A 21,727-nucleotide genomic window follows, 5' to 3' on the forward strand; every position below is an offset into this window, starting at 1 on the left:
GTTTCTGGTACTGACCGGGAGCGCCTTCATATGGGTTGGCATTCACGGGTACAGCGGCGCGGGACTGCCAGGAATGTTTGACGCCATCTTCGGCGCCATTGACCAGAGCTGAGGTGACCATGGCATCCCAGACACCACGTGTACGTAACTCAACGTCCCCGACGTACGTACCTGCACCCGCCGGACACGTACCCGTACCCGCCGGCCCGGCCGCCGGCCGCCGGACCGGGACGTCGGCCAGGTCGGCCAGGCGCGCGACCAGCTGGACCTTCAAGCCCGGCAAGGGTGGAGACGTCAAGGTCGTCAAGCTCGAATTCCTCGTTGGCCTGGTCCTCATCATGCTCGCGCCGTTGGCGAACAAGTCCCTCAAGTTCGATAAGAACTATGCCCGCCGGTTGATTGCGTTCGTGCTCCTGTTCGCCGGCTTGTTCGCGTTGGCCGACGCACGCGACCCGTCGGTGTCCCGGATCGCGTCCGGCCTAGGCGGGCTTCTCATCTTGACCCTGGTCGTGATGCAACCCGCGCGAGGGAACTTCGGCGTGAACACGGCCACTCTCATCGCGCACATCGTGGAACGACTTCAACCGAAATGAGGTGAACACGTGAACAAGGTCGCCGATTTCCTGGGTGGCGCACTCGTCGTAGCCGGAATCTTTGTCATGGTCCGACCCGGGTCACAAGGACCATCGTTGGTAAACGCGTTCGGTTCCGCCGTGTACGGCGTGTTCAACGCCATTACCGGCGGCGGAAGTTGGCGGTGATCCGATGCGACACCGGATAACTCCACCACTTCCCTATGGACGACCTGACGCGGTCCAACCGGGCGACGGGCCACGTCGAAACACCAGTACCGGCGGTCCGCCGTTCGCCGGCCGATACCGCAGAACCAACCGGTCGGTCAGCGCCAACATGATCGTTGCCGCCAACCCTGCGTTCTTCCGAACACGAGGTGTGTTCTTCAGCGTCGGCAACGCGTACCCGATCGCGGACAGCATCAGACAGTCGGAGCTACCCGTGCGCCCCACGATGCGGATGGCGACCGGGTCCTACCGTCGCTGGACCGGGGCCACCCGCACGCACTACGCGGGGTATCACACGTACCTGGCCGAAACGAACGTCGCAGCGAAAGCGCAAGGCACCGCCAAGGGCGGCATGGTGCCCGGTCGGCAAAACCGGCTCACGGTCCAGCGGTACCGAGGACAGTCCTACTCGCAGTCCACCACGGTCCTGGGTGGGTGAACCATGGCCGACGGTTTCCTGTCACGCGAGTACGCGCACATCCCGATGTGGGGCTGGATTCTGGGCGGGGTGGCTGGTCTGGTGATCGTGTCTTCCGTTACTGCGAACCGAAAAGCGGCGGGAGCCGGACCACAGCAGCGTCCCAGCGGGTCCAATGGGGACGCTCCCGCGCCGTCCATCTTCTTCTTACCCCAGGGTCCGTACCAGCCGAATCCGGGCAACATCTCCGTGGTTGTCAACCCCCGGTCGGATCAGCCGTCGGATCAGCCGTTCCCGTTGCCACGTTGGGTGCAGGTGCCGCGACGGTCGCCGGAGCAGGTGCCGACCGGCCCGGCCGGGCCGCCTGCTCCGGCGCCGCAACCCCGAGCGGTGGTCACGGTCAAGCAGTGGCCGGGACGGTCGTCCGGCGGGCTGGCCGAGTGGGACACCACCCTGTGGGGGATTGCCAAGCATTTCAACACGCCAGTGGACAAGCTGGCCGCAGACAACAACGTCAGCAATCCGAACCTTGTGTTCCCAGGTCAACAGATCTCGGTGTGGTGAGCCATGGCCAGTCGACAGGCGCTGGACACCACGATCCTGCTGGTGGGCATGTCATCGGGAGTGTTCGCCGGTTTCGCCCCAAGCTGGTTCACCGTCGCGTCGCCGTTCTTCCATGAGCAGGGCGCTCGTGAGGGCAACATACGGCGTATTCGTTGGGCCGAAGTTGCCGGGTCGGCTATTACGGTCGCGATGGGGTGGGCTTTAGCGCATGAGGAACGGTCCGCAAAACCGCTCATTGCTTCGGTTCTGATTTCGGTCACGTTCGTGATGGGTTACGAGTACATGATCCGTCACCCATCCACGGATGATTCAGCAGCAATTTAGTCGCAATTTCTCCGTACCCGGATTGTGTCAGAGCTGGGCGTACGGTCGCCTCGTGCGGGACACAGACACCCGCCAATCACCCCCGACGGACACGAGGTACAGCCATGGCTGCGAAAAAGTCAACTCCTACAAACATCGATAAGCGCACATCTCTCAGCATGGATGACCTGGTCGGCTTAGAGTCGTTCGATGCCGCGCTCGAACTCATGCGGACGCAGGGAGTCGACGTTGTCGACATTACCGACGTTCAGGATCTCCTAGGCGACGGTTTCCTGTTCCTCCAGAAAGACGCGCTCGTGAATATCCCAATGATGTTGTTGGACGTCAAACACACCTGGTCACCCTCGTACGACGCACCCATGGTCACCGTTCGAGCAATGACAGCCACCCACAAGCGGGTCAAGTTCGTCGACTTCGGGACCGGTATTCGTAGTCAGCTGGAAATGTTCGAAGCTCGCGCCGGACGTTCCCCCATTGGCATGGTCATCCCGGGCCTGGAAGCGTCGCAGTACGACGTGTGCAACGACTGTGGTCGCGCGAATTGTCAAGACCATGCCGACGCGACCGTGACCAGGGCGACCACGTACCGGCTGAAAATCGGCGCATGACAGAGGAAAGGGCCGGTGACCCCCGTCACCGGCCCGACTCCCTATTTAGCGTCTCGCGAATACACGTGAGTCTATCATGACTCGTAAAAGCTGGGACAAACTTGACGACGCGTACCGTAAACGGCTGGAAAAGCACGGGATCACTAGGTCACAGCATGAAGCCGGCGTGCCGCTGCCGGACGCACGGGGTCACAAACGAACACCCGAACATCCGCTGCCGCCGGGCGAATCTGTGCCGAAACGGTACGAGCGTTGGGCTAATTCTCGTGCCGGTACGCCGATCAAGATGCTCACGGCCGACGGGGATGTTTGGCTCACCGACGTATCTGTTCGGCACCGTTCGCTGATCGGGTCGCATTGGAATGCGGTGCAGTCGTATTTGTATGACAAACCGATGCCACGCGCGTTTTGGTGGAACGGCAACACGCGAACGGCATTACGCCCGTTTAAGGCACCGACGGTCACGGGTTCACAACTGGATACCGATAACTCTGTCGGATCACCTGAGAAGTTCCGATTTATGACAGACGCCAAAGCTATCGTCCAATGGATGCGACGCCAGGAACGGTCGTTTCCCGAAATGTATCGAACGGTTGCCTAATGGAAAACCATCATGTGGCCGGTCGGGCGATATCCAATGACACCGTGCCGTTGTGCACTCGATGCCACAGCATGGTCACTAGATGGCAGCGAACCGCCGGAATTGATCTCCGCAAGAACAGAAACCGAACCGAGCTCGAAAGAATGCGCGCGATAGGTGTCGGGTACGCCCTGTTGGGAGAACTCCTATGCCGACTGTATGGCCGCCTCATGTCACGGGCACTTGATGACGGCGCCTGGACACCTAACCCCAAGTTGGATCGAAATTCTTCCGGGGGCGATTAGACTATGGACGAGTATATCATCTTTGACACGGAAACCACGACGGACGAAACGCAAAGGCTCACGTTCGGATGCTTCCGATACGTCGTGCGATACCGAGGTTCCTTCCACACGCTAGCGGAAGGTCTCATCTACGCGGACGACTTACCCACGCGAGACCCTGACGCATATCGGACCTTGTTCAGGTACTGCGCTGGACACTCGGCTGACGTTGACATGCGTTTTCTTGGGCCACGAGAACCCGATTGGCGGCTGCATCTCATCAGCCGCAAGCAATTCGTGGAACGGTGGATGTGGGACATAGGCTACAAACGAAACGCCATCATTGCGGGTTTCAATCTGCCGTTCGACTTCTCGCGCATAGCCCTCAGTGTCACAGACGCACGACCACCATTCACCGATGGTTTCAGTTTTCAGCTGTGGGACTACACGTTGCGGCCAAATCTGAGAATCAAGCATCTGGACAGCAAAAAGTCGTTTATCGGTTGGACATATACCACGATCGCGGACACGCCGAATACGCGGGGACGGTTCATTGATTTACGAACGGCGACGTTCGCATTAACCAACGTGCCGCATACTCTTGATTCGGCTGCCGACGTGTTCGGGTGTTCACGAAAAACCCATCCCGACACTCACGGGGTCATCACGAGCGACTATGTTGACTATTGCCGTAACGACGTCAACGTGACTACGGAACTGTTGGCGAGAGTCACTGAGGAGTACGAGAGGCATCCTATTCCGATTCCGCTCCACAGGGTGTTCTCGCCAGCAACACTGTCAAAAGGGTACTACCGGTCTATGGGGCTCGTACCGCCCCTGGAAAAATATGGGATCGATGACAGCACTTACGGCCGGGTCATGTCAGCGTTCTATGGTGCCCGCACCGAATGCCGCATCCGTGGCGCACGTGTTCCGGTTACGCTGGTCGATTTCACGTCAATGTATCCCACAGTGAACGCTCTCATGGGAATGTGGGACTTGTTGAAGGCACGCGATGTGAACATCGTGGAGGCTACCGATTCCATTCGCGAACTGATTGACACACACCATCTAGACGACTACTTCACAAACCGTAACTTATGGCACCAATTCGTGGGGATAGCACGCATCCGCCCAGACGGTGACGTCCTGCCCGTACGCGCACAATACGGCGACGGTTCCACGTACAACATTGGCGTCAACCATCTAACCTACGACGGAGACTTATGGTATGCCATTCCAGACCTGGTGGCATCCAAACTTCTCACTGGCCGGACGCCGAACATTCTTGAGGCGATACGGTTCGTTCCCGTCGGACAACAAGACGAACTCAAGAAAGTAGCGTTACGCGGCGACACAGTCATCGATCCCATGGGTAGCGATTTCTTCAAATGGGTGATTGAGCAACGAGCTAGGGTGCGAGACACCAAACCAGCACTCGCCGAATTTCTGAAAGTCCTCGCTAACTCTGGAAGTTATGGCGTATTCGCCGAAATGGTGCGGGACGACGCGCTGACAGAGACCACGGTGGAAATGTTCAGCGCACCTGACACGCCCTGGCGTGCTCGTGTCCGGCACCCTGAACGTCCTGGTCAATATGCCTGGCCGCCGGTCGCAGCGAGTATTACGGCAGCGGCCCGGCTAATGCTCGCGATGCTCGAAAAGTGCGTACTAGATGCTGGCGGTTCGTGGGTATTCTGCGACACGGACAGCATGGCGATTTGTCGCCGCACGGACGACGACCCCGAGTTCCCGGCACTGACCGACGCACGTATCGACGATATTATCGAACGTTTCGACACCTTGTCACCATACGACCGGTCCCTTATTCCACACGTGCTCAAAAAGGAATATGTTGGATACTGCTACGCGATATCCAGCAAACGTTACGCATTATTCGACGAGAACGGCAAAGTCGAAAAATATTCTGAGCATGGGTTAGGACACCTCAAAGGACCCCACGCCGAATGGAAACGCGACATATGGTCACACGTCATTGGAACATATGAAGGCTCCTCAGAGTGGCTGGACACCCCAGCGTTATCGCAGTGGAGTGTGTCTACCCCGAGACTGTACCGAACATTGAACGTATGGAATCAAGGAAAGAACTATCCCGATCAAATCAAGCCGTTCAACTTCGTGAGCGCCGTCTACATGCGGCCACAACACAAACCACGATTGCGGCAGGGCATCCGAGGAATCCAGCTCATTACCGGCTACCTAGGCGGTACAAGCCCGCTCAATGCTGAATGGATTAACAAATACGATCCAAACGGGCCGAGATACACAATCACGGGGGGCAATATCGAGGATGACATGTGGGGCAATGCCCCCGATGTCGTCAAGGTCGTTACCTATCGCGAAGTGCTAGCCGACTACAGCATCCACCCCGAAGCAAAATTCGCGGACGCACACGGGGAACCATGTGGTCCGTACACCCGAGGGCGGCTCTATCGGCTCCACGTCCGCTTAGGAGGAATCGATTTTATCGGAAAGGAAAGCAACAAGGTTGACGACGTTCAAGCCGGGCTAATCGACGCGGCAGACCTGCAAATGATAGCTACACCAGGAGACATCAAATGGGACCAAATGCGAGACGCCATCTTTCTGGTGTTGTCTCGCTACACCACGACCGAAAACGCCCGACTCGCCGGAATCAGCCGGACGGAATACCACCGCCTTCAATCAGGTAAAACACGGCCACATCCACAAACCCGCAACGCGCTCGTCACTATGGCCGTTCACATCGCGTGCGAAGACCTCAAACGGTCACCGCGACTGGTCAAAGACCCACGCACTGTACTCGCGGAATGGAAATACACATGTGGAAACGCGGCGACCAATGCGAAGTAAAAACGCTCGGTATCTGGCGGAAAGCGCGAGTGTCCAGCGTGGCCGACACAACCATAGCGGTACTCATCCACGGGGTAGGACGATTCTACCGAAGCGAACTCCGCCATGACTCCCCCAACATACGACGACCACAAGCTACAACTATGGAGACATCAGATGGACCGACAACAGCTTAAGTGGGATGCTGACAGCAGTCACATGTTCCTAATCTGCCTCAAAATCGCAGCACACTGCGTCACCCATCACCCACATTGCCTCGAAACAACGACCGATGACGCAAGCGGCGACACAACATTGACCTTGTGCGCGACCAACTGTCAGGCCCATTTCGAGGTCACTGTGCGGGAATCCGTGACGGCAAGTCCTCTCGATTCGCTCACGCTCGTCCTGGCCCACTTCGTGCGTATGGTGGACTGCACAAGTGGATCAGCCAACACTCATCAGGTAACTTTTCATCCGAACGGGATGACAGTCACAACCGCCGACGCGACTTATGTCGTAATGAATGAGGCAATCGCCTTGTTCGACAAAGAACTCAGGATCGGTACCTGATCGTTGCCCAAACGCGATCGTGAGCAAGTAGGGGCGCACTAAGATATGACATGAAAGGTTGGTTCCCCTACCGGCAAAGAGGCCCGTAAGTTGACCAGTCAAACCCACATCCTCGTACATGGCATCGCCTCTCTCGCAGTCGAGAGAGGCGATTTGCTTATCAGGTACGGGATACCCCGAGGGACTGAGACGCTCACCATTCCTCGCACTGAACGCACCATCAGACGAATCATCATCACAGCACGACACGGCAGCATCACCCTAGACGTCTTCCAATGGATTCAAGGCGTCGGAATGTCTCTCTACGTTATTCGTGACGGCGAGTACGTTTGCTATGCCAATAGCACGTTCTATGACGCAAATCTCCAACGAGCGCAGTCCCTCGCGGCAGAAACCAGCACCGGCGTGGAAATCGTCCGCTATCTCTTGACGCACAAAGTGCGCGGACAACGCGACGTTCTGAAAGAGTTGAACCCTGAAGCGGCCTTCGCGTTCGAGCGATACGTCAGGAGAATGACAGCTGCAAAGACATTGGAACAATGTCATCGCGTCGAGAGAGAAGCAGCCAAAGCGTATTGGACACACTGGGCAGACGTATCACTTCGATTCAGCGGTAGGGTCAAGACACGGTGGAAGCGGTTCGGTGCTCGAAAGTCTTCCCTCTCGTCATCCGCCCGGCTAGCGGAAAACCCACCCAACGCGATACTCAACTTCGCTTACAATGTGTTGGCAAACGAGGCTGGCGCCGGATGCCTGGCGTTGGGGCTTAACCCACTGCTAGGACTGTCCCATAAAGACAACACCGACAAGCCTGGACTAGCACACGACATCATGGAAGTCGGCCGACCGTTCATAGATCAAGCCATACTAAACTGGATAGGTGCGCGCGTATTTAAACCAAACGAGTTTTACGAACTGGATAACGGTGTATGCCGATTGGACGACGACCTACTCAGCGAGGTAGCAGGAATCGTAGTGCAGTGCCTGCCCAGCTTTGTACATCACTGGGAGTGGGTAGCCCATCGGCTAGTGGATGATGCCACGGGGACCGCGTCCAAGAAAAGAACCCCGCTGACCGAGGGCAACCGGAAACGACGGTTCGCGAACGCTAGCTGACAACGACCCGAACGGAGGATTGAACTCGTGATTGTTCTCGACACAAAAGGCTACGTGATCATGGATACGTGGGTATTCGTTCTACTGGCCGTCCTGTTCGTTGTACTCTCCATTACAACCATCGTGTTGGCAGTCAGACGGACACGACAGCCACCACCCATCCCGTACCCCTACCAGGAGCGACGATAAGCATGGACGACAAGATTCGGCGCCGTGTCGTCACCGTCAACGGCCAAAGGATCCGGTACACGTACAACGTGAGGAACCGCGAAGTGACCGTGCCAGGTGTCCCGCCGTTCGAGGCTACCTGTTGGGATGCTGCTCCGGATGAGGTTCGCGAGGCTCTAGCCAGAGACCGCCCTTGATGAGCTCACACCACCACGCGCCCCCGGCACCCACCACGCCGGGGGCGCTCCTATGTGGACACGTCTACTGTGGACCCAACACGCCGGTTATGTCCGAATTCTGTATCGCTTGGGGCGGTCCTGGTATTCATACCCGTCACCTTGATGAGTATCTAGCCAGGCGTCCGCGCGCGATCCAGCTCGACACAACCGGCATCGGGGAGGACGCGTCATACGTGCGCCTCCTGAATGCACTCGACGCGGAGTAGGGACGCATTGTTGTCCTGGGGTAAATCCCGCTCATCGGCAAGAGGGGAGTTGGCGGGTTCAGCTCGCCGGGTGCAGCCCGCAAGTCGATGTTCGTACGGGGACGTTGGGCACGCTCAGCCGTACACGACTGAGCGAACAACTCAGTACGCCGACAGCCCACACCAAAGTCCGCATCTACTGGGTCCAACTTGACGAAGCCGTGCCCCGTCCCAAGCACTTTGGTCATGGGGTCAGCTGGTCCGCCGGTGCAGTGCGTCGATGTCTGCGGCGGCTGCTGGGTTGCCGAGGCCCTGTTCAATGTGGTGCTTCTCGGTGGTGCGGCTGTTGGAGTGTCCGAGTTGGTCGGCGACTTGGCGGGCGGTGTGGCCGGCCTGGTCGAGCGCGGTGGCGACGGTCTTGCGGCCGACGTGGGTGACGAATGTCGGGTACTTGATTCGTTCCCGCAGGCGTCGGATGGACCGCTGCACGTTGGATGGGTGCCGCCAGCTCAAGGTGCCTGAGGGGAACACGGGCTCGGCTGCGCCCGCTCCGGTCGTCGCCGACACTGGGCAGCGCACGCGCAGCAGGGTGCGGAGGAACTCCGGCAAGACCACGATCCTCTTCGAGGCGAACCTCTTCCCGGAGTGCCGGACGACGCCTTTGCCTTTGACCGCAACGATGTTGCAGTTGCTCGGCGTCGAACGCGTGCGCCTTCCGCTTGGGGCCGCCCTTGATGTTGCCCATGTGCTTGGCTGCGTTGACGGTGATGACTTCGTGGTCGATTGCGACCTGCAGGACGCCGGAGATGCGGGACCGGATTCCGCGCAGAGTCGAGGATGCGATGGTGGGTAGTCGTCGCGGATCTTCTCAATCGCCTTCTTGATCCGGCCGGCGCTGCATTCGCGGATCAACAGCGCGCCAAGGTAGGGCTGGACGTAGATGCGACATGTGCTTTCATACCGGTCCTAGCTGGTGTCTACGACAGTGCGCTTCGCCTCCGCGAGGTAGAGGTCGATCGCGTGATGGACGCGGGAACCAGCGTTGAGATCACCGGTGGCGGTGCCGGCGCGTTCCTTCAGCGCTGCCTTGGCCTTGGCTTCGGTGGTGCTGGATCGTTCGACTTGGCGGGTGTTGCCGTCCCAGTCTCGGAACTGGGCGACGGCCTTCCACTCGGGTGCCTTGACGTCGTCGGGCAGTGTGTCGCCGGGGCGCCATTTGCCACCGTCGAGGCGGTAGTAGGTCCTGATCTCTCCGTAGGTGCCGAGTTCGAGCGGTGGCCTCGCCATGATCCACCCCATTTGGCATGGGTTAGGCATGGATGGATCATCATATCGGATTGGTCTACCACTTGTGACCTGCGGGAACGGGTGCCCCCGGTGCGACTCGAACGCACACTGGACGGATTTTGAGTCGGCTATGAAATGCGGCCATGGTGGTCTACCTGGGCATTTAGCGATTGCAAAATGTTGAAATGTCGCACTGAAGGCACGGTGTGAAGAGGATTCGCACCCAGTTCCGCACCCACGGTCGTCTACTGTGGACGGGCGCTGATGTGCGGCTTCAGTTTACCTCAGGGTCACTGTGAGTGCGCGGACGCGTCGTTGCTGTCTGGCGGAGCCGATAGCTTCTGCGAGCCGGTTCGCGTAGCCAGCCTGCCGCAGTGCCTCGTCTCGTTCGTTCATCCTCGCGAGTGCGACTGCGAGATCAACACGAAGTCCAGTCTCGGCGCGCGTGAAGGATGGATCTAGGCGTTCGAGCGTTCCCGAAAGCACTTCCACGGCGTCGGAGGTTCCGAGTCGGGCGAGGGCGTGGCCTCGCCATCTGTCGAGATGGACTGGGTCAAGCGCGACGTACGGACCGTCGACTGTGCTCGTATCCGTTGGCAGCAGGTTAGCGGCTTGGGCGAATGCTCGAAGACATTCGGAAACCTGCCCATTTGCTGCGAGGGTCTCGCCATGCGCGGCAGCCAGCCAAGCGCGTATGACTGCGGGCGATGAGTTGGTGGCCTTTTCTCTCGACTCTGCGAGTAGTGCGGCCGCGTCAGATGTCTTCTCGATGTCGATTAATACGAATGCCTGCTGCGCTGCGGTTTGTGCTTCGAATGCTTCAGAGTTTGACTCACTCGCTGCGGATTTGGCCTGTTCGTAGTGTTCCCATGATTCTGTCGCGTTGCGAAGATCAAGCGCCTGCCAGCCGGCCAGCATGCACAACTCGGCAAGGAGAGCGGCCAAGCGTGCCCGCGCGTCCGGAGACAGGCTATGTGAGAGTAGCCGCTTGACCTGGCCAACCTTAACCCGTACCTCGTCGTAAGCGACCGTGGCGCCCAATTGTCGGTCGAGGCGGCGTATCGCGTTCAGTTGTTCGTAGAGCAGGTCAATAACCGTCGAATCGACTCGGTTGGACGTTTGCAGTCGTTCCCGTAGTTCGTTGGCGGAGTCGTGCTCCCACGATGGGTTCGGTGGAGAGAGTAGCTCGTGAATGTCTACATCGAAGATTTGTTCGAGCAGGCGTGTGGTCGTCGGGCGAACCGGTCCCAGCGGCCGACCGTCGGACCGTCGACCAGCGAGCAATCTCTGCAAGTGCCGCAATCCGAGCGTGCCAGGCTCGCCGTGCTCACGAGCAAAGATTTCGGCGTAGGCCACGAACTCTTCCAACGTCTGTCGACGCTCCCTGATGAGTTGTTCGAGCAGAGTTCGCGTCGGTCGGTTCGTGCCGCTGGCGTCCGGCATCGCTCGTTGCCTGCCCTCTTCACTCGGTCGTGTTCGCCATGTCGTTGGTAGGTCGCCACAAGTCGCTTCTGGGCCGTGTTCAGCCTGTATACGCTGATGACAAGCTGGTATCAGTCTGACATGGATGGTCCCCGTGGTCATCCCAGACTGCCCGGTGGAGCGATTCCTCCTAGCTTCGCGCCTCAGCCACCGGGCGATGTCGTGGCCGGAACCGGGGACGCCCCAAACCTCCTCTCGGTTCCGGTCACGACCGGAACTGTTCGGGAGGAATGGGTTGTGGGTGCCCGGGTGTGGTGGATCTGGGTAACGAGCGTGGTTGACGACGCTGATCACGCGGTGACCGACGAGAACATGGCTGCTGGGATGGCTGACGGTTCGGGGACGTATCTGGCCATGTGTGGCTTCGTCGCGGTTCCAGGGTCGATGGCTGAGCCGCCGAGTGGTCGGTGTCCGCGCTGTGTCGCGTTCCTGCGCTTCAGGTCGCGGAACCAAGCCCACGCACCTGTTGCGCGTCAGCGTCCGGCCGGGCCGCGCCATGCCAAACCGGGGCTACTGGCGCGTGTGTTTGTGGGGTGGCAGTGAACGAGGATGAGTTGATTGCGAAGTTGGCGGTGTTGTTGAGGGGTGTGCAGTGGGCGGCGGACGATATGGCCTTCCGCTTGCCTACAGGTCGTGTCACTGATGGTGATCTGATCGCGTTCGCGGATCAGTTGAGCGTTGTCGCCAACCTACTTCGTGCCCATGCGGCTGGTACTCCTAGCGGTGACGAGTGATGCTTTCTTGTCACCGCAACGATGAGGCGTAGTGAGCGACGCAGGCACCGGCGGAGTCGGGACCGTTCAGCGCGGCGGGTGGAGCCAGACACGGAGTTGTTGTGGCTGGACCTGCCGACCTCGCCGATTACCCCGTGGTGGCTGGACGCGCCTACGCCTGCGGTGCCGTATCGGCCGGTGACCTATCCGGACGGCGGCCCGCGCGTGTCGCGGTTGCTGCGAAGGGTGATCCGGCTGGCCTCCGGTTCTGCTCGGTCGAGCACCTACCCGTCCTGAACGTGATCACCATGACCCATAGAGAAAATAGGCGGATGCATGAGCACCTCTCGGGTACTTAACCACGCTGGCTGTCGCCTGATCCGCGCGTTGCGCGATCTGCGTGGGCAGTCCGGATACACCCAGACGGAGGCGGCTGAGCTTCTGCACTTCGAGATGCAGAAGGTGAGTCGTCTGGAGACGAACCAGTTGCCGTCGTGGCACGAGTTGCAGGCGATTCTCGCACTGTACGCGGTGGCGGATCGGGCGCCGTTCGAGGAGTTGTACGAGGCGGCTCGTCGGCGCGGCTGGTGGCAGAAGCCCGGTGTCTACAGCCTGGCGAACTGTCACTACATCGCCGCCGAAGACAGCGCGTCCGCCATGGTCGAGTTCGCGCCGGGTGGCATCCCGGACCTGATGCAGACGGAGGACTATGCGCGGGTAGTGAGTGACCAGCTTCTGTCCGGTCCCGACCCGATGGCTGCTGACCGGCGAGTCACGATGATCAGCAAGCGTCAGGAGCACGTACTGATCAGGAGTGAACCTCTCGTGGTGAATTTCCTGGTGTACGAGCCGGTACTGCATCAGGGGGTGAGTCGTGCGCAGCTGTCGAGGCTTCTCGCCGTTTCCTGGTTGCCCAACGTCACGTTGCAGGTTGTGCCGCAGTCGGTGGACCTGCATGCCGGGATCGCCGGTCACATGATCCTGCTGGGCTTCAACGACGTGGGCACGTCCGATCGGGCATTCACGACCGACCTGTTCAGCGACTTCCAAGAGATCACCCACCCTGATGGCATCTTCCGCATAGGACGAGCACTCAAGCATCTCGCACACCTCGCACTGTCCCCGGAACAGTCACTGAGCATGATCCGGAAGCTCCAGAGCGGCTGACCCCGACTCGCCCTAAGGCTGGCGGTGGTGACGGGTGTGACGGGTCGGCAGTCGACCCGTCACACCCGTCACAGTGTTGTTTGCCCAGGTCACCGCCGGGTCGTACCCGTCACAGTCGTTGTGACGGGTACGACCCATTGAGACGGGTTGCCGGTGACCGTGTGACGGGTCCACTGGCCGCTCAGTCCTCGTCGTCCGTGCCGTCGCTGACGGTGATCTCTCCGGCATGGACGGCACGTACGGCGGCGCGGATGTCGGCCGTGTAGAACCCCCGCACCTGACGAACCGAGCCATCCTCGGTCGGGACGCGTTCGCGCTTCGAGCGACATCCCAACTCTCCCATCTGCCGCCCGAACAAGGTTGGCTCGACACTCAGGGCGTCGATCAGTTCAGCGGTCGGCACGAACACCCGGCCGTCCTCGTCGTCGAGCTCGTCGCCCAGGTAGGCCACCACGGACGCGAGCGGCTCAGGCAACTCCTCGATGATCCCCGCTTGGTCCGGTTCGGTCGTGGTAGTGCCGATGGCGTTGACAACGGCCGCATGGTCCAGCACCAATGTGGTGTCCTGTCCGGCCGCATGCCCGGACAGGGTTCCCGCTTGCTCGCGCAGAGCCCGCCCGCGCTCACAGATGGCCTGCCAGTCCTGATTGGACATGTAGTAGGTGCGCAGCGTCGCCGCGAGTACATCCCCGCTGCCTTGGCTGGTTTCCCCGTCCGGGCGCAGGATGCCCACGCCCTTGTGCGAGGCGAGCAGGGTGGATGCGTCATATCCGCGGGTGTTCATCTGTTCGCCCAGGATGATGTTCGAGTCGCGCCAGTCCATCACCCGCAACGCGAACCGGGATCCGAGTACCGCCCGCAACCGGGACGGGATGGTGTTCGAGTCGGGCCGTTGGGTGGCCATGATGACCACGATTCCGGCCGCCGGCCCCTTGCGTACCAGCCAGGTCAGTAGGTCGCCGATGTAGTCTCCGAGCTTCGCCTTCTTGCCGTTGACTTCAATAGTTGTCTTGTCTTCCAAGGGGATGTGCGCTTCGTCGATGATGACCGCGGTGACCGGCATGTCCACTATAGAATCTCTGCTGATCGCTGGAGTGATCTTCGATTCCGGGCAGATCTCATCGTCCAAACGCTGCATCCGCGCATACCTGGCCTGCACGTCGACCACCAACGACTCCAGCCATGCCCGGAAGGTCAGCACATGCTCGGTATCGTCGCCAGAGAAGAACCGGTGCGCGCACTGCTCGCACGCCTTCCAGTCCTTGCCGCCCTTGAAATCCGCCACATACAGCCGGGCGTACGGGTCCAGGATCAGCCCAGCCGCCGCAAGCCGTGCGGCCATGGTCTTGCCATGCCTGGGTAGCGAACCGATCAGCACCGACGTCCACACCAACGGCAGATCCACCCGGCGGCCACGTGGGTCACGGCCGAACGGCACCGGCCGCCACACGTCCCACGCTTCCGCTCGCAACAACGGTGTCGGTGGCGACTCCTTGGCGTACGGGTCTTCGTCCGCGACCCAGAGCGCGACTCGCCCGGCGTGCCCGCCGCTGCCGCGCACCCGTTCCACGATCAACTGAACCTCGTCCACCGCGAGCGCGGACGCGAGCGCTTCCCGATTCTTGACCACGTCGGCGGCCTTGCGGGTGGCTGGGAGATCCACAGTGATGGCCCACCCGTCCCCGGCTCGGGAGGCGCGTTCGACCAGGCGCAGCGTTTCATCCTTGCCGATCAGCTTTGCGTCCCGGAACGCGTCCACCAGAACCTGAGGGTCCATGGTCCAGGTCAACGAGCGCGGACCGGCGAGCACGGCTTTGCGGCCGGGACTGCCGTCCTTGCGTCGCCCTGTAATCGCCAACGCTGCCGACGCGGCCATCCCCGTGATCCACAGTGCCGGAGCGTCATAGATCAAGTCAGCTACCCAGACCGCAAGCATGGTCATGGCCGCAACGACTCCGGTGACCTTCCACCGGAACAACGACAACGCGCGGATATCGCCGAACTTGTCGGCCAGCTTCGCAGACTCCTCAGCGGCGGTCCGGTAGTCGTGTACCCGCACCCACCGACGCCACACTCGCACGGCGACCACCACGCCGCGTACGACCGCGCCGAGATACCGCAACGGGCACCGCAGCAGGGCCACCACGGAGTCCTTGGCGGCCTGAACGGCGTACCGGCGACTCTTGAGCGCACGCGGCACCCGTGGTGAACGCTGCCACCACGAGACCAGCCGCATCCGGACAGCGCGTCTTGTGGTCGGCGGGGTGTCACCGTCCACGAGTTCCGCGTCGTACACCGGTCCCACCCGGACCATCTCTGGTTGGGCCTGGTGAATGGGCAGTGTGGACGGTTCGGTGGCGTTCACCGGCTCACCGGAGCGTTCAGGGGTGTTATCGGTACTCATTGCCACACCCCGCTTTCCGGCTCGTCCGGTGTCTCAGCAGAGGCAGCAGGCGACTCCAGTTCCGCTACCAGCGCGGCGGACAACCGGGAGGACAATCCGCGTGAGCACGTAGTGACCTGGCGTACCCAGGCCGGTGTGACCGCCACACCCGGCCGCCACGCCGCCCGAGCGTCAGCCAAGTAATCCGCGAACAACGTCCGCCGCTTACCCACCCGGCGAGACGGCCGGGCCGGTCGTGGCTCGGTACGCGGCTCGTGAACGGGCTGCCCGTCCGGTAGTGGGGTCATCGTGCGTGCGTTGGTGAACGCTGCCATGACCGCGTCGGTGAGTTTGTCCCGCAGATCGGTGATCGCTTCCGCCGCCGCGAACACCACCAACGGCGGGACCGAGTGCAGCACGATCCCCGATAGCGACCCGGCCGCGTACGAGGCCCACGTGTTCATCACGTACGTGGCCGCGAGCGTGAACCACTTCGCTCGCCGCACCCACCGCCCGGTCTGGACCTGATACCGAGCGGTGACCTGCTCCGCGCGCAGAATGGCCAGCAACACCAACGACACCGTCGGGTCCAGCAGCCACGCGGCAAGCCAGGGCAGCGACCACGGCGTGGCCCCGGCGGCGGCGAACTGTTGCACGTTGGTCATCGTGAACGCCAGACCGAGCATGATCCCGGCCCAGCACAACCGATCCACCTGTCCGCGGACCTGCTCCACCCGCAACGCGACCACGTCCGGATGTGTTTGGTACGCACGGACTTCAGCCGCTTCCGCCGCCTCCCGCGCGAGCCTGTCCGCACGAGTGGACGGGACTGTGGGACGGCGGGACGGCCGCCCGTAGGCGGCCACCCCTTCCACCGTCTCCTGTCCCTGTGGGGTGACTGGAGTAGTCATCGTCGACCACCCCGACGTCGCCCTGTCGGACCATCCATCGTGGACACCGTCAACGCTCGCGTCAGGACGTAGCCGGCGAGCAGGTCCGGTATCGCGAGCACGACCAGCAGCAACGTCAGGTTGCCCGGGTGCGTGACCACGATCCACTGCACACCGACCAGCAACGCGCCGGTGAAACCGACCCGACCGGCCAACGACACCAGCCGCGCACCCGTACGAGCCGCGTTGGCCGCCGCCTTGGCCTTACGGGCACCGAACCGCCACACCAGCAGCAGGGCCAGCAGGATGCCGACACCGGCCAACACTTGTTCAGGCGTCAGATGGAGCGTCATCACTGCTCACCCTCTTCGGTGTGCTCGCCGGGCCGGCCACCACGTGTCCGCCACAGCGGATACAGCGCGCGCCGGTCGTCTTCCGGCATGCCGCCCCATATCCCGACCGTGTCCGGGCCGTGTAGCCGCAACTCCCATTCCAGACACTCGTCCTGCACCGGACACCCGGCGCAGTACCGCGCGGCCAACTCCCGGTCCGGAGTGTCGCTGCCGGTCAACTCACCCGGGTCAGCGTCAGTGAAGGCCCACATGCACAGGCCATCCCGAGTCACGATCGCCGCGAGCACGTCCGTCGGGACGTTCCGCAACCGATCCAACCGAGCGGCAATCTCACCGAGCCGCTCGACATCGCGAGGGTTCACCATGACGCACCCCCGGTCAGCCGCTCGACCTCACGTGCCGTCCGTCGCTCGGATGCCATCCGAGCCACGTCGACACAACCGCCGGACTCGGCGGCCTCCGCCACGAGCTTGTCCAGCGCAGCGGCTGGGACGACGTAGCGGGTCCGGACACGGACGGCAGGGAAGGCGTCCTCCCTGATCGCCCGGTACAAGGTGGCGGGGTCCACGCGGAGAATCCGCGCGGCTTCCCGAACTGTGTAGAACGCCGGCGGACCGGCGTTAGGCATAGCTGTACTCATCGAGGAATTCCTTAAGTCTGTGATGAAAGAATTTCAGCGGAAATTTCACGCTGATATCGGCGTATTGAGACACGAATGGTCCAATCGCGCGCAAGCTATGTGTTATTCGGCTCCGCGGAAACGCGACGACCGGCTAATCTCGGCGCTGAGGCGGAGCGCGGAGGAATACGTGACGGAAGATTGGGCGGCGGTCGCGAAGGCCATCAATGAGCGCGTGCACGAGCTTGGCATGAAGCAACGCGTGCTCGCGGAGCGCTCTGCTGTGTCGCAGGCCATCATCCGCGAACTCCAGTACAACACTGTGGAGCGTCGCCGCAGCAACCGCACGCTTGAGGCGCTGTCCGTCGCCCTGGGCTGGCACCCGCAGCATCTGACGGCCGTCCTGCGTGGACGCAAGCCGCCGGTGCCGGGTGATCCGCTCTACATCGGTACGGACCCTGTCGCGGATCGCTTGTCCGCCATAGAAGACCGGCTCGACGAGATCACGGGGAGGCTCGACGAGATGAACATCAACCTGGCGTCGATGATCAACCGTTCGGATGCGAACCGCGAGCGATAGAACCCGCTTCGGCGGGGTGATCAGCGGCCGACTCGGGGCCGCTGGTCGGTGGTTGCGTGGCGCGTTCATGTCTATGGAGAACGGCAGTTCCGCGCGTTTCCACAGTTGGCTCAGGTTAACCCGCTCCCCATTAACCTGAATTAACTACGCAGGTCAGGGCGGTTATTGACCAGGGGGAGACATGACGGGAACGAGGCTTCAAGCGGTTCGAAAGCAGCTTGGCTACTCGGCTGACGAGGTCATCCGGATGTTGCTGAGGCGAGCGGACGTGCTCGCTGTTCCGGTCATGTCAGCGACCAGCTTGAAAACGAAAGTATCTCGCTGGGAGAACGGCCACGAAACGGTCAGCGCGACATATCAGCGCCTGTTCCGGGACATCTACGGCCGCACGAACGAGGAGCTTGGCTTCCCGCCGGAAGAGGATGACGACGACGCAGACGAGCTGCTTGCCCGCATCGCCGTCGCTCGCACAGTCGACGCGGGGATGATCGAACGGTTCAGCCGTCAGGTTGAGGACGCGCGTCATGTCGACCGGCGGTTCGGCGGGGTTGTCCTGCTGGACCAACTCCGGAGCACGATAAAGCAGGTAGAGGGCTTGCTCAGTTTCGGCACGGCCCAGGCCCACAGGGAGGCGTTGGCCGGCGTGCTGACGGAAGCGTCCGCGTTGGCCGGTTGGGAAGCGTTGGACCGCAACGCTTTCAGCCAGGCATGGGAGCATCACGAGCGCGCCAAGAGTGCCGCTCTTGAGGCCAAGTCACCGACCTTGCTCGCGCACGCGACCGCTCAACAGGCGTTCATCCTGATCGACCTGGGCGAGATCCCCGGCGCCGTCGACCTCCTCGCAAGCGCTCGCGACGTCGCCGAACACGCAGCACCGTCACTCTTGCGCGCATGGCTCGCTGCTGCCCACGGTGAGGGCCTTGCCGCCGCCGGCCGACGTGATGACGCGCTCCGCGCGTTCGACGCGGCGGGCACGCTTGTACCGCCCGATCCGGTGGACCCGTCGCTGCCGTTCCTCTTCCTTGCCGACGCACACCTGGACCGATGGCGCGGGCATGCGCTGGCGCGACTCGGCGAACCGGACGCGATCGAACAACTCAGCCACGCGCTACCGCGCCTGCCTGCCGAGTTCATCCGTGCCAGAGGCGGCATGTTGGTTGATCTCGCGTTCGCCTACGCCGCTGCCGGGGACCGGGACGCCGCACTCTCGTACGCGCGTGAGGCGAAACGAATAGCCTCACAGATCAAGTCCGACCGGCAGCGACGCAGACTCAGCGGCCTAATCCTGCCCGGCAGCGCCGGTATTGCGTGACGCCAAGTAGTACAGCAACGGAACCAGCGCACCTGAACCAAGAATCTGCTGCTGTAGAGCCAACTCCGGGATGCGGCTCAGTGGAACCCATTCCAGACGGCCAACTTCCTCAGTGTCGGTCGGCTCGCCGATCTTCTCGGCCTGCCGCCACAAGTACACACTGGTCGGTGCCGTCACCTGGCCCGGCAACGGCTCAAAGCTGATCAAGTGCTCCGGCTCGCCGATCGGCCGCCATCCGCTCTCTTCCTCGATCTCGCGTGCCGCCGTGTCGGCCGGTGCCTCACCGTCCTCCACAAGGCCACCCAGCAACTCATACCCCCACTGCTCGGTAGCGAACCGATACCGCCACAACATCAGGACTCGATCCTGGTCGTCCACGACCAGCCCGATCGAGATCGGCGCTAGGTGGATTACGTGATACTCCCAGCGTTCGCCATTCGGTGCCTCCACGTCCACGAGCCCCAACCGGACCCATCGGTTGTCGTAGACGAGCCGCTCGCCGTATGTCTTCCAAGATCCGTGTGCCTCAGTCACGGCGGCAGCCTAAGGGGGCTAACGTCAACATCCCCTGTGGGGCCAGCCCTCGATCCATTTGTCGCTCTTCGTTCGTGGTCCTGACCAGGACGCGCGGCGCGCGAGGGGTGAGGTACGCACATCCATTCGGGTTACCGTGGTCGGCTCTGCGGTGGCGATGAGGCTACGGCGAGATACTCGTAGAATGAGCGATAGTCCCATCGACTCGGCGAACGACTCGGACGGTGACACGTCTTGGACCGTCCAGGCTCATGCGGTCCGGAACCTGTTTCAGGCTCACGCCATGGAGTTTCGCCAGGCAGTGCGCCCTGAGGTGGCGTTGCCGTACCGGGCTGGGACACTCCCGCCTCGGGCAGCGGCGTTTCAGCACCGCGAGACGACCGATCTGTTGGCCCAAACACTGGAGTCAGGGAATGCTGCCGTACTGACCTCGGATTCGGTGGTGCGGACGGGTGTGGTGTCTGGCTTGGGAGGTGTTGGCAAGACCCAAGTGGCGGTGGACTACGCGGAGCGGGTATGGGTGGCGGGTGAGGTGGAACTGATGGTGTGGGTGACTGCAGGATCGCGGGAGGCCATCATCTCCACCTGTGCTCGTGTAGCCGCGGACGTGACTGGTGTCCAGGATGCCGACCCTCAGTTGGGTGCGCGTCGCTTGATGGAGTGGTTGGCCAGCACGTCGGCACGCTGGCTGATTGTTCTCGACGATGTGCAGAATCCAGGTGATCTGCGGGGGTTGTGGCCGCCGGCCACCGCCACCGGTCGGGTGGTGGTGACCACTCGGCGCCGTGATGCCGCCCTGCGCGGTTACGGCCGCCGCCAGATTGAGGTGGGGGTGTTCACCCCTCACGCGGCACATGATTATCTACAGGCTGCGTTAGCCGATCAGCCCCATCTACTGGACCGTGCTGGTGAGCTTGCTGGTGCGTTGGGGTATCTGCCGCTGGCGTTGGCCCAAGCAGGGGCCTACATGCGTGACCGGAACCTGCCCTGCGCCGCTTACCGGGACAGGCTGGCGGATCGTCGACGACGGTTGGCTACGTTGGTGCCCGAGCCAGACGGGTTGCCCGACGAGCATCAGGCAACGGTGGCTGCGACCTGGTCATTGTCGATCGAACAAGCCAACCGGCTGGAGCCAGAGGGAGTGGCCGGACTGTTGTTGGAGGTAGCCAGCATGCTGGACGCCAACGGCATTCCAGCCGACGTGTTCATGACCCCAGCCGTGACAGATCTGTTGACTAGCACACTGGGACGTGACGTCGATGCCGAGCAGGCTCGGGATGGGTTGGGGTGTTTGCACCGACTGAGTCTGATCAACCTAGACCCAGGATCAATAGCCCGAGCGGTGCGGATACACGCCCTTGTACAGCGCGTGGTCCGCGACACACTGCCATCCCGTCGCCTGCCGATCGTGGTGCACGCAGCTGCTGACGCGCTGTTGCAGATCTGGCCGTACGTCGAGCGGGACACTGCTCTGGGGCAGGTCTTGCGCGCGAACGCTGATGCTCTATCCGAGGCTGGGGGTCAACATTTGTGGGAGCCCGACGGTCACAAAGTGCTGTTCCGCGCCGGAAATAGCCTTGGACAGACTGGGCTGGTAGCAGAGGCCCGAGACTACTTCGACCGACAACGTATCACTGCGCAGAAGCATCATGGCTCGGACCATCCTGACACGTTGATCACTCGGCGCCACATCGCGTACTGGCGGGGGAAGGCGGG

25 protein-coding genes are annotated in these 21,727 nt (G+C 61.7%); 16 read left to right on the top strand and 9 right to left on the bottom strand.

Features of this window, described 5'->3' with window-relative positions; genetic code table 11:
* Nucleotides 1-119: 119 nt before the first annotated feature.
* From EV192_RS40370 to cas1, 10 genes are all read left to right on the top strand, one after another.
* Nucleotides 120-593: a hypothetical protein gene (locus EV192_RS40370; RefSeq protein WP_132123973.1), complete on the top strand. Its 474-nt coding sequence runs from the start codon at nucleotides 120-122 to the stop codon at nucleotides 591-593.
* Between the two features lie 9 nt (nucleotides 594-602).
* On the top strand, nucleotides 603-761 hold the full coding sequence (locus EV192_RS54320) for a hypothetical protein (protein WP_165960885.1): 159 nt from the start codon (nucleotides 603-605) through the stop codon (nucleotides 759-761).
* Between the two features lie 148 nt (nucleotides 762-909).
* Nucleotides 910-1,239 (top strand): hypothetical protein, encoded by a 330-nt coding sequence (locus EV192_RS40375; protein ID WP_207926581.1) that lies wholly within the window; start codon nucleotides 910-912, stop codon nucleotides 1,237-1,239.
* A gap of 3 nt (nucleotides 1,240-1,242) precedes the next feature.
* The gene (locus EV192_RS40380; protein ID WP_132123976.1) at nucleotides 1,243-1,782 is read left to right on the top strand and encodes a LysM peptidoglycan-binding domain-containing protein; all 540 of its coding nucleotides are present in this window, start codon (nucleotides 1,243-1,245) and stop codon (nucleotides 1,780-1,782) included.
* A 3-nt stretch (nucleotides 1,783-1,785) separates the two neighbouring features.
* Entirely contained in the window at nucleotides 1,786-2,106 is a 321-nt protein-coding gene (locus EV192_RS40385) for a hypothetical protein (RefSeq protein ID WP_132123978.1), read from the top strand.
* Between the two features lie 158 nt (nucleotides 2,107-2,264).
* Complete coding sequence (locus EV192_RS40390; RefSeq protein WP_132123980.1) at nucleotides 2,265-2,714, top strand: hypothetical protein; 450 nt, start codon at nucleotides 2,265-2,267, stop codon at nucleotides 2,712-2,714.
* Between the two features lie 76 nt (nucleotides 2,715-2,790).
* Nucleotides 2,791-3,315, top strand: coding sequence for a hypothetical protein (locus EV192_RS40395; RefSeq protein WP_132123982.1), 525 nt, complete (start codon nucleotides 2,791-2,793; stop codon nucleotides 3,313-3,315).
* A 497-nt stretch (nucleotides 3,316-3,812) separates the two neighbouring features.
* Nucleotides 3,813-6,431, top strand: coding sequence for a DNA polymerase (locus EV192_RS40400; RefSeq protein ID WP_165960886.1), 2,619 nt, complete (start codon nucleotides 3,813-3,815; stop codon nucleotides 6,429-6,431).
* 156 nt (nucleotides 6,432-6,587) lie between these two features.
* Nucleotides 6,588-6,983 (top strand): hypothetical protein, encoded by a 396-nt coding sequence (locus tag EV192_RS40405; protein ID WP_132123986.1) that lies wholly within the window; start codon nucleotides 6,588-6,590, stop codon nucleotides 6,981-6,983.
* Between the two features lie 153 nt (nucleotides 6,984-7,136).
* On the top strand, nucleotides 7,137-8,099 hold the full coding sequence (gene cas1, locus EV192_RS40410) for a CRISPR-associated endonuclease Cas1 (RefSeq protein ID WP_243727395.1): 963 nt from the start codon (nucleotides 7,137-7,139) through the stop codon (nucleotides 8,097-8,099).
* A gap of 844 nt (nucleotides 8,100-8,943) precedes the next feature.
* On the opposite strand, the gene EV192_RS57215 is transcribed toward cas1, so the two are convergent.
* The 3 genes from EV192_RS57215 to EV192_RS40425 all read right to left on the bottom strand — a co-directional run bounded on the left by EV192_RS57215 (nucleotide 8,944) and on the right by EV192_RS40425 (nucleotide 11,421).
* The gene (locus EV192_RS57215) at nucleotides 8,944-9,306 is read right to left on the bottom strand and encodes a tyrosine-type recombinase/integrase (protein ID WP_341770973.1); all 363 of its coding nucleotides are present in this window, start codon (nucleotides 9,304-9,306) and stop codon (nucleotides 8,944-8,946) included.
* 351 nt (nucleotides 9,307-9,657) lie between these two features.
* A complete protein-coding gene (locus EV192_RS40420; protein ID WP_132123991.1) occupies nucleotides 9,658-9,978 on the bottom strand; it encodes a hypothetical protein in 321 nt (106 codons plus the stop codon).
* A 279-nt stretch (nucleotides 9,979-10,257) separates the two neighbouring features.
* The gene (locus EV192_RS40425) at nucleotides 10,258-11,421 is read right to left on the bottom strand and encodes an NsdA family TPR-like regulatory protein (RefSeq protein WP_132123993.1); all 1,164 of its coding nucleotides are present in this window, start codon (nucleotides 11,419-11,421) and stop codon (nucleotides 10,258-10,260) included.
* 578 nt (nucleotides 11,422-11,999) lie between these two features.
* On the opposite strand from EV192_RS40425, the gene EV192_RS40430 reads away from it, so the two are divergent.
* The 3 genes from EV192_RS40430 to EV192_RS40440 all read left to right on the top strand — a co-directional run bounded on the left by EV192_RS40430 (nucleotide 12,000) and on the right by EV192_RS40440 (nucleotide 13,340).
* Nucleotides 12,000-12,194 carry a hypothetical protein gene (locus EV192_RS40430; protein ID WP_132123995.1) on the top strand — a complete coding sequence of 65 codons (195 nt, stop codon included), beginning with the start codon at nucleotides 12,000-12,002 and terminating at the stop codon, nucleotides 12,192-12,194.
* 78 nt (nucleotides 12,195-12,272) lie between these two features.
* Nucleotides 12,273-12,470, top strand: a complete 198-nt coding sequence (locus EV192_RS40435) for a hypothetical protein (protein WP_132123997.1) — start codon at nucleotides 12,273-12,275, stop codon at nucleotides 12,468-12,470.
* Between the two features lie 39 nt (nucleotides 12,471-12,509).
* Nucleotides 12,510-13,340, top strand: a complete 831-nt coding sequence (locus tag EV192_RS40440) for a helix-turn-helix domain-containing protein (protein ID WP_132123999.1) — start codon at nucleotides 12,510-12,512, stop codon at nucleotides 13,338-13,340.
* Nucleotides 13,341-13,521: 181 nt separating this feature from the next.
* Here the strand turns inward: EV192_RS40440 and EV192_RS40445 are convergent, their stop codons facing one another.
* The 5 genes from EV192_RS40445 to EV192_RS40465 form a co-directional block, all read right to left on the bottom strand.
* Nucleotides 13,522-15,654, bottom strand: coding sequence for a cell division protein FtsK (locus EV192_RS40445; protein WP_132124199.1), 2,133 nt, complete (start codon nucleotides 15,652-15,654; stop codon nucleotides 13,522-13,524).
* An 86-nt stretch (nucleotides 15,655-15,740) separates the two neighbouring features.
* The gene (locus tag EV192_RS40450) at nucleotides 15,741-16,634 is read right to left on the bottom strand and encodes a hypothetical protein (protein WP_243727373.1); all 894 of its coding nucleotides are present in this window, start codon (nucleotides 16,632-16,634) and stop codon (nucleotides 15,741-15,743) included.
* On the bottom strand, nucleotides 16,631-16,966 hold the full coding sequence (locus EV192_RS40455) for a hypothetical protein (RefSeq protein WP_207926585.1): 336 nt from the start codon (nucleotides 16,964-16,966) through the stop codon (nucleotides 16,631-16,633). Before EV192_RS40455 ends, EV192_RS40450 begins: the two co-directional genes overlap by 4 nt.
* The gene (locus EV192_RS40460) at nucleotides 16,966-17,328 is read right to left on the bottom strand and encodes a WhiB family transcriptional regulator (protein WP_243727374.1); all 363 of its coding nucleotides are present in this window, start codon (nucleotides 17,326-17,328) and stop codon (nucleotides 16,966-16,968) included. The genes EV192_RS40455 and EV192_RS40460 overlap by 1 nt, the downstream gene beginning before the upstream one ends.
* A complete protein-coding gene (locus EV192_RS40465) occupies nucleotides 17,325-17,606 on the bottom strand; it encodes a helix-turn-helix domain-containing protein (RefSeq protein ID WP_132124005.1) in 282 nt (93 codons plus the stop codon). Before EV192_RS40465 ends, EV192_RS40460 begins: the two co-directional genes overlap by 4 nt.
* 169 nt (nucleotides 17,607-17,775) lie before the next feature.
* Here EV192_RS40465 and EV192_RS40470 point away from each other — a divergent pair, with 169 nt between their 5' ends.
* Nucleotides 17,776-18,165: an XRE family transcriptional regulator gene (locus EV192_RS40470; protein WP_132124007.1), complete on the top strand. Its 390-nt coding sequence runs from the start codon at nucleotides 17,776-17,778 to the stop codon at nucleotides 18,163-18,165.
* A 181-nt stretch (nucleotides 18,166-18,346) separates the two neighbouring features.
* The gene (locus EV192_RS40475; protein ID WP_132124008.1) at nucleotides 18,347-19,477 is read left to right on the top strand and encodes an NsdA family TPR-like regulatory protein; all 1,131 of its coding nucleotides are present in this window, start codon (nucleotides 18,347-18,349) and stop codon (nucleotides 19,475-19,477) included.
* On the opposite strand, the gene EV192_RS40480 is transcribed toward EV192_RS40475, so the two are convergent.
* Nucleotides 19,445-20,011, bottom strand: a complete 567-nt coding sequence (locus EV192_RS40480; RefSeq protein WP_132124010.1) for an NUDIX hydrolase — start codon at nucleotides 20,009-20,011, stop codon at nucleotides 19,445-19,447. The genes EV192_RS40475 and EV192_RS40480 overlap by 33 nt on opposite strands.
* A 283-nt stretch (nucleotides 20,012-20,294) precedes the next feature.
* Here EV192_RS40480 and EV192_RS40485 point away from each other — a divergent pair.
* Nucleotides 20,295-21,727, top strand: a 1,433-nt coding sequence (locus EV192_RS40485) for an NB-ARC domain-containing protein (RefSeq protein WP_165960887.1), incomplete at its 3' end; no start/stop codon positions are given.

It is taken from the genome of Actinocrispum wychmicini (assembly GCF_004345645.1).
GTDB lineage: Bacteria > Actinomycetota > Actinomycetes > Mycobacteriales > Pseudonocardiaceae > Kibdelosporangium > Kibdelosporangium wychmicini.

What these genes read in the sequence shown, in the direction of transcription:
- EV192_RS40450 (WP_243727373.1), bottom strand. Translation starts at nt 16,634, where the DNA reads ATGACTACTCCAGTCACCCCACAGGGACAGGAGACGGTGGAAGGGGTG.
- EV192_RS40395 (WP_132123982.1), top strand. Translation starts at nt 2,791, where the DNA reads ATGACTCGTAAAAGCTGGGACAAACTTGACGACGCGTACCGTAAACGG.
- EV192_RS40455 (WP_207926585.1), bottom strand. Translation starts at nt 16,966, where the DNA reads ATGACGCTCCATCTGACGCCTGAACAAGTGTTGGCCGGTGTCGGCATC.
- EV192_RS40370 (WP_132123973.1), top strand. Translation starts at nt 120, where the DNA reads ATGGCATCCCAGACACCACGTGTACGTAACTCAACGTCCCCGACGTAC.
- EV192_RS40380 (WP_132123976.1), top strand. Translation starts at nt 1,243, where the DNA reads ATGGCCGACGGTTTCCTGTCACGCGAGTACGCGCACATCCCGATGTGG.
- EV192_RS40400 (WP_165960886.1), top strand. Translation starts at nt 3,813, where the DNA reads ATGCGTTTTCTTGGGCCACGAGAACCCGATTGGCGGCTGCATCTCATC.
- EV192_RS40425 (WP_132123993.1), bottom strand. Translation starts at nt 11,421, where the DNA reads ATGCCGGACGCCAGCGGCACGAACCGACCGACGCGAACTCTGCTCGAA.
- EV192_RS40375 (WP_207926581.1), top strand. Translation starts at nt 910, where the DNA reads ATGATCGTTGCCGCCAACCCTGCGTTCTTCCGAACACGAGGTGTGTTC.
- EV192_RS40405 (WP_132123986.1), top strand. Translation starts at nt 6,588, where the DNA reads ATGGACCGACAACAGCTTAAGTGGGATGCTGACAGCAGTCACATGTTC.
- EV192_RS40440 (WP_132123999.1), top strand. Translation starts at nt 12,510, where the DNA reads ATGAGCACCTCTCGGGTACTTAACCACGCTGGCTGTCGCCTGATCCGC.
- EV192_RS40465 (WP_132124005.1), bottom strand. Translation starts at nt 17,606, where the DNA reads ATGAGTACAGCTATGCCTAACGCCGGTCCGCCGGCGTTCTACACAGTT.
- EV192_RS40385 (WP_132123978.1), top strand. Translation starts at nt 1,786, where the DNA reads ATGGCCAGTCGACAGGCGCTGGACACCACGATCCTGCTGGTGGGCATG.
- EV192_RS40445 (WP_132124199.1), bottom strand. Translation starts at nt 15,654, where the DNA reads ATGGTCCGGGTGGGACCGGTGTACGACGCGGAACTCGTGGACGGTGAC.
- EV192_RS40420 (WP_132123991.1), bottom strand. Translation starts at nt 9,978, where the DNA reads ATGGCGAGGCCACCGCTCGAACTCGGCACCTACGGAGAGATCAGGACC.
- EV192_RS40475 (WP_132124008.1), top strand. Translation starts at nt 18,347, where the DNA reads ATGACGGGAACGAGGCTTCAAGCGGTTCGAAAGCAGCTTGGCTACTCG.
- EV192_RS40390 (WP_132123980.1), top strand. Translation starts at nt 2,265, where the DNA reads ATGGATGACCTGGTCGGCTTAGAGTCGTTCGATGCCGCGCTCGAACTC.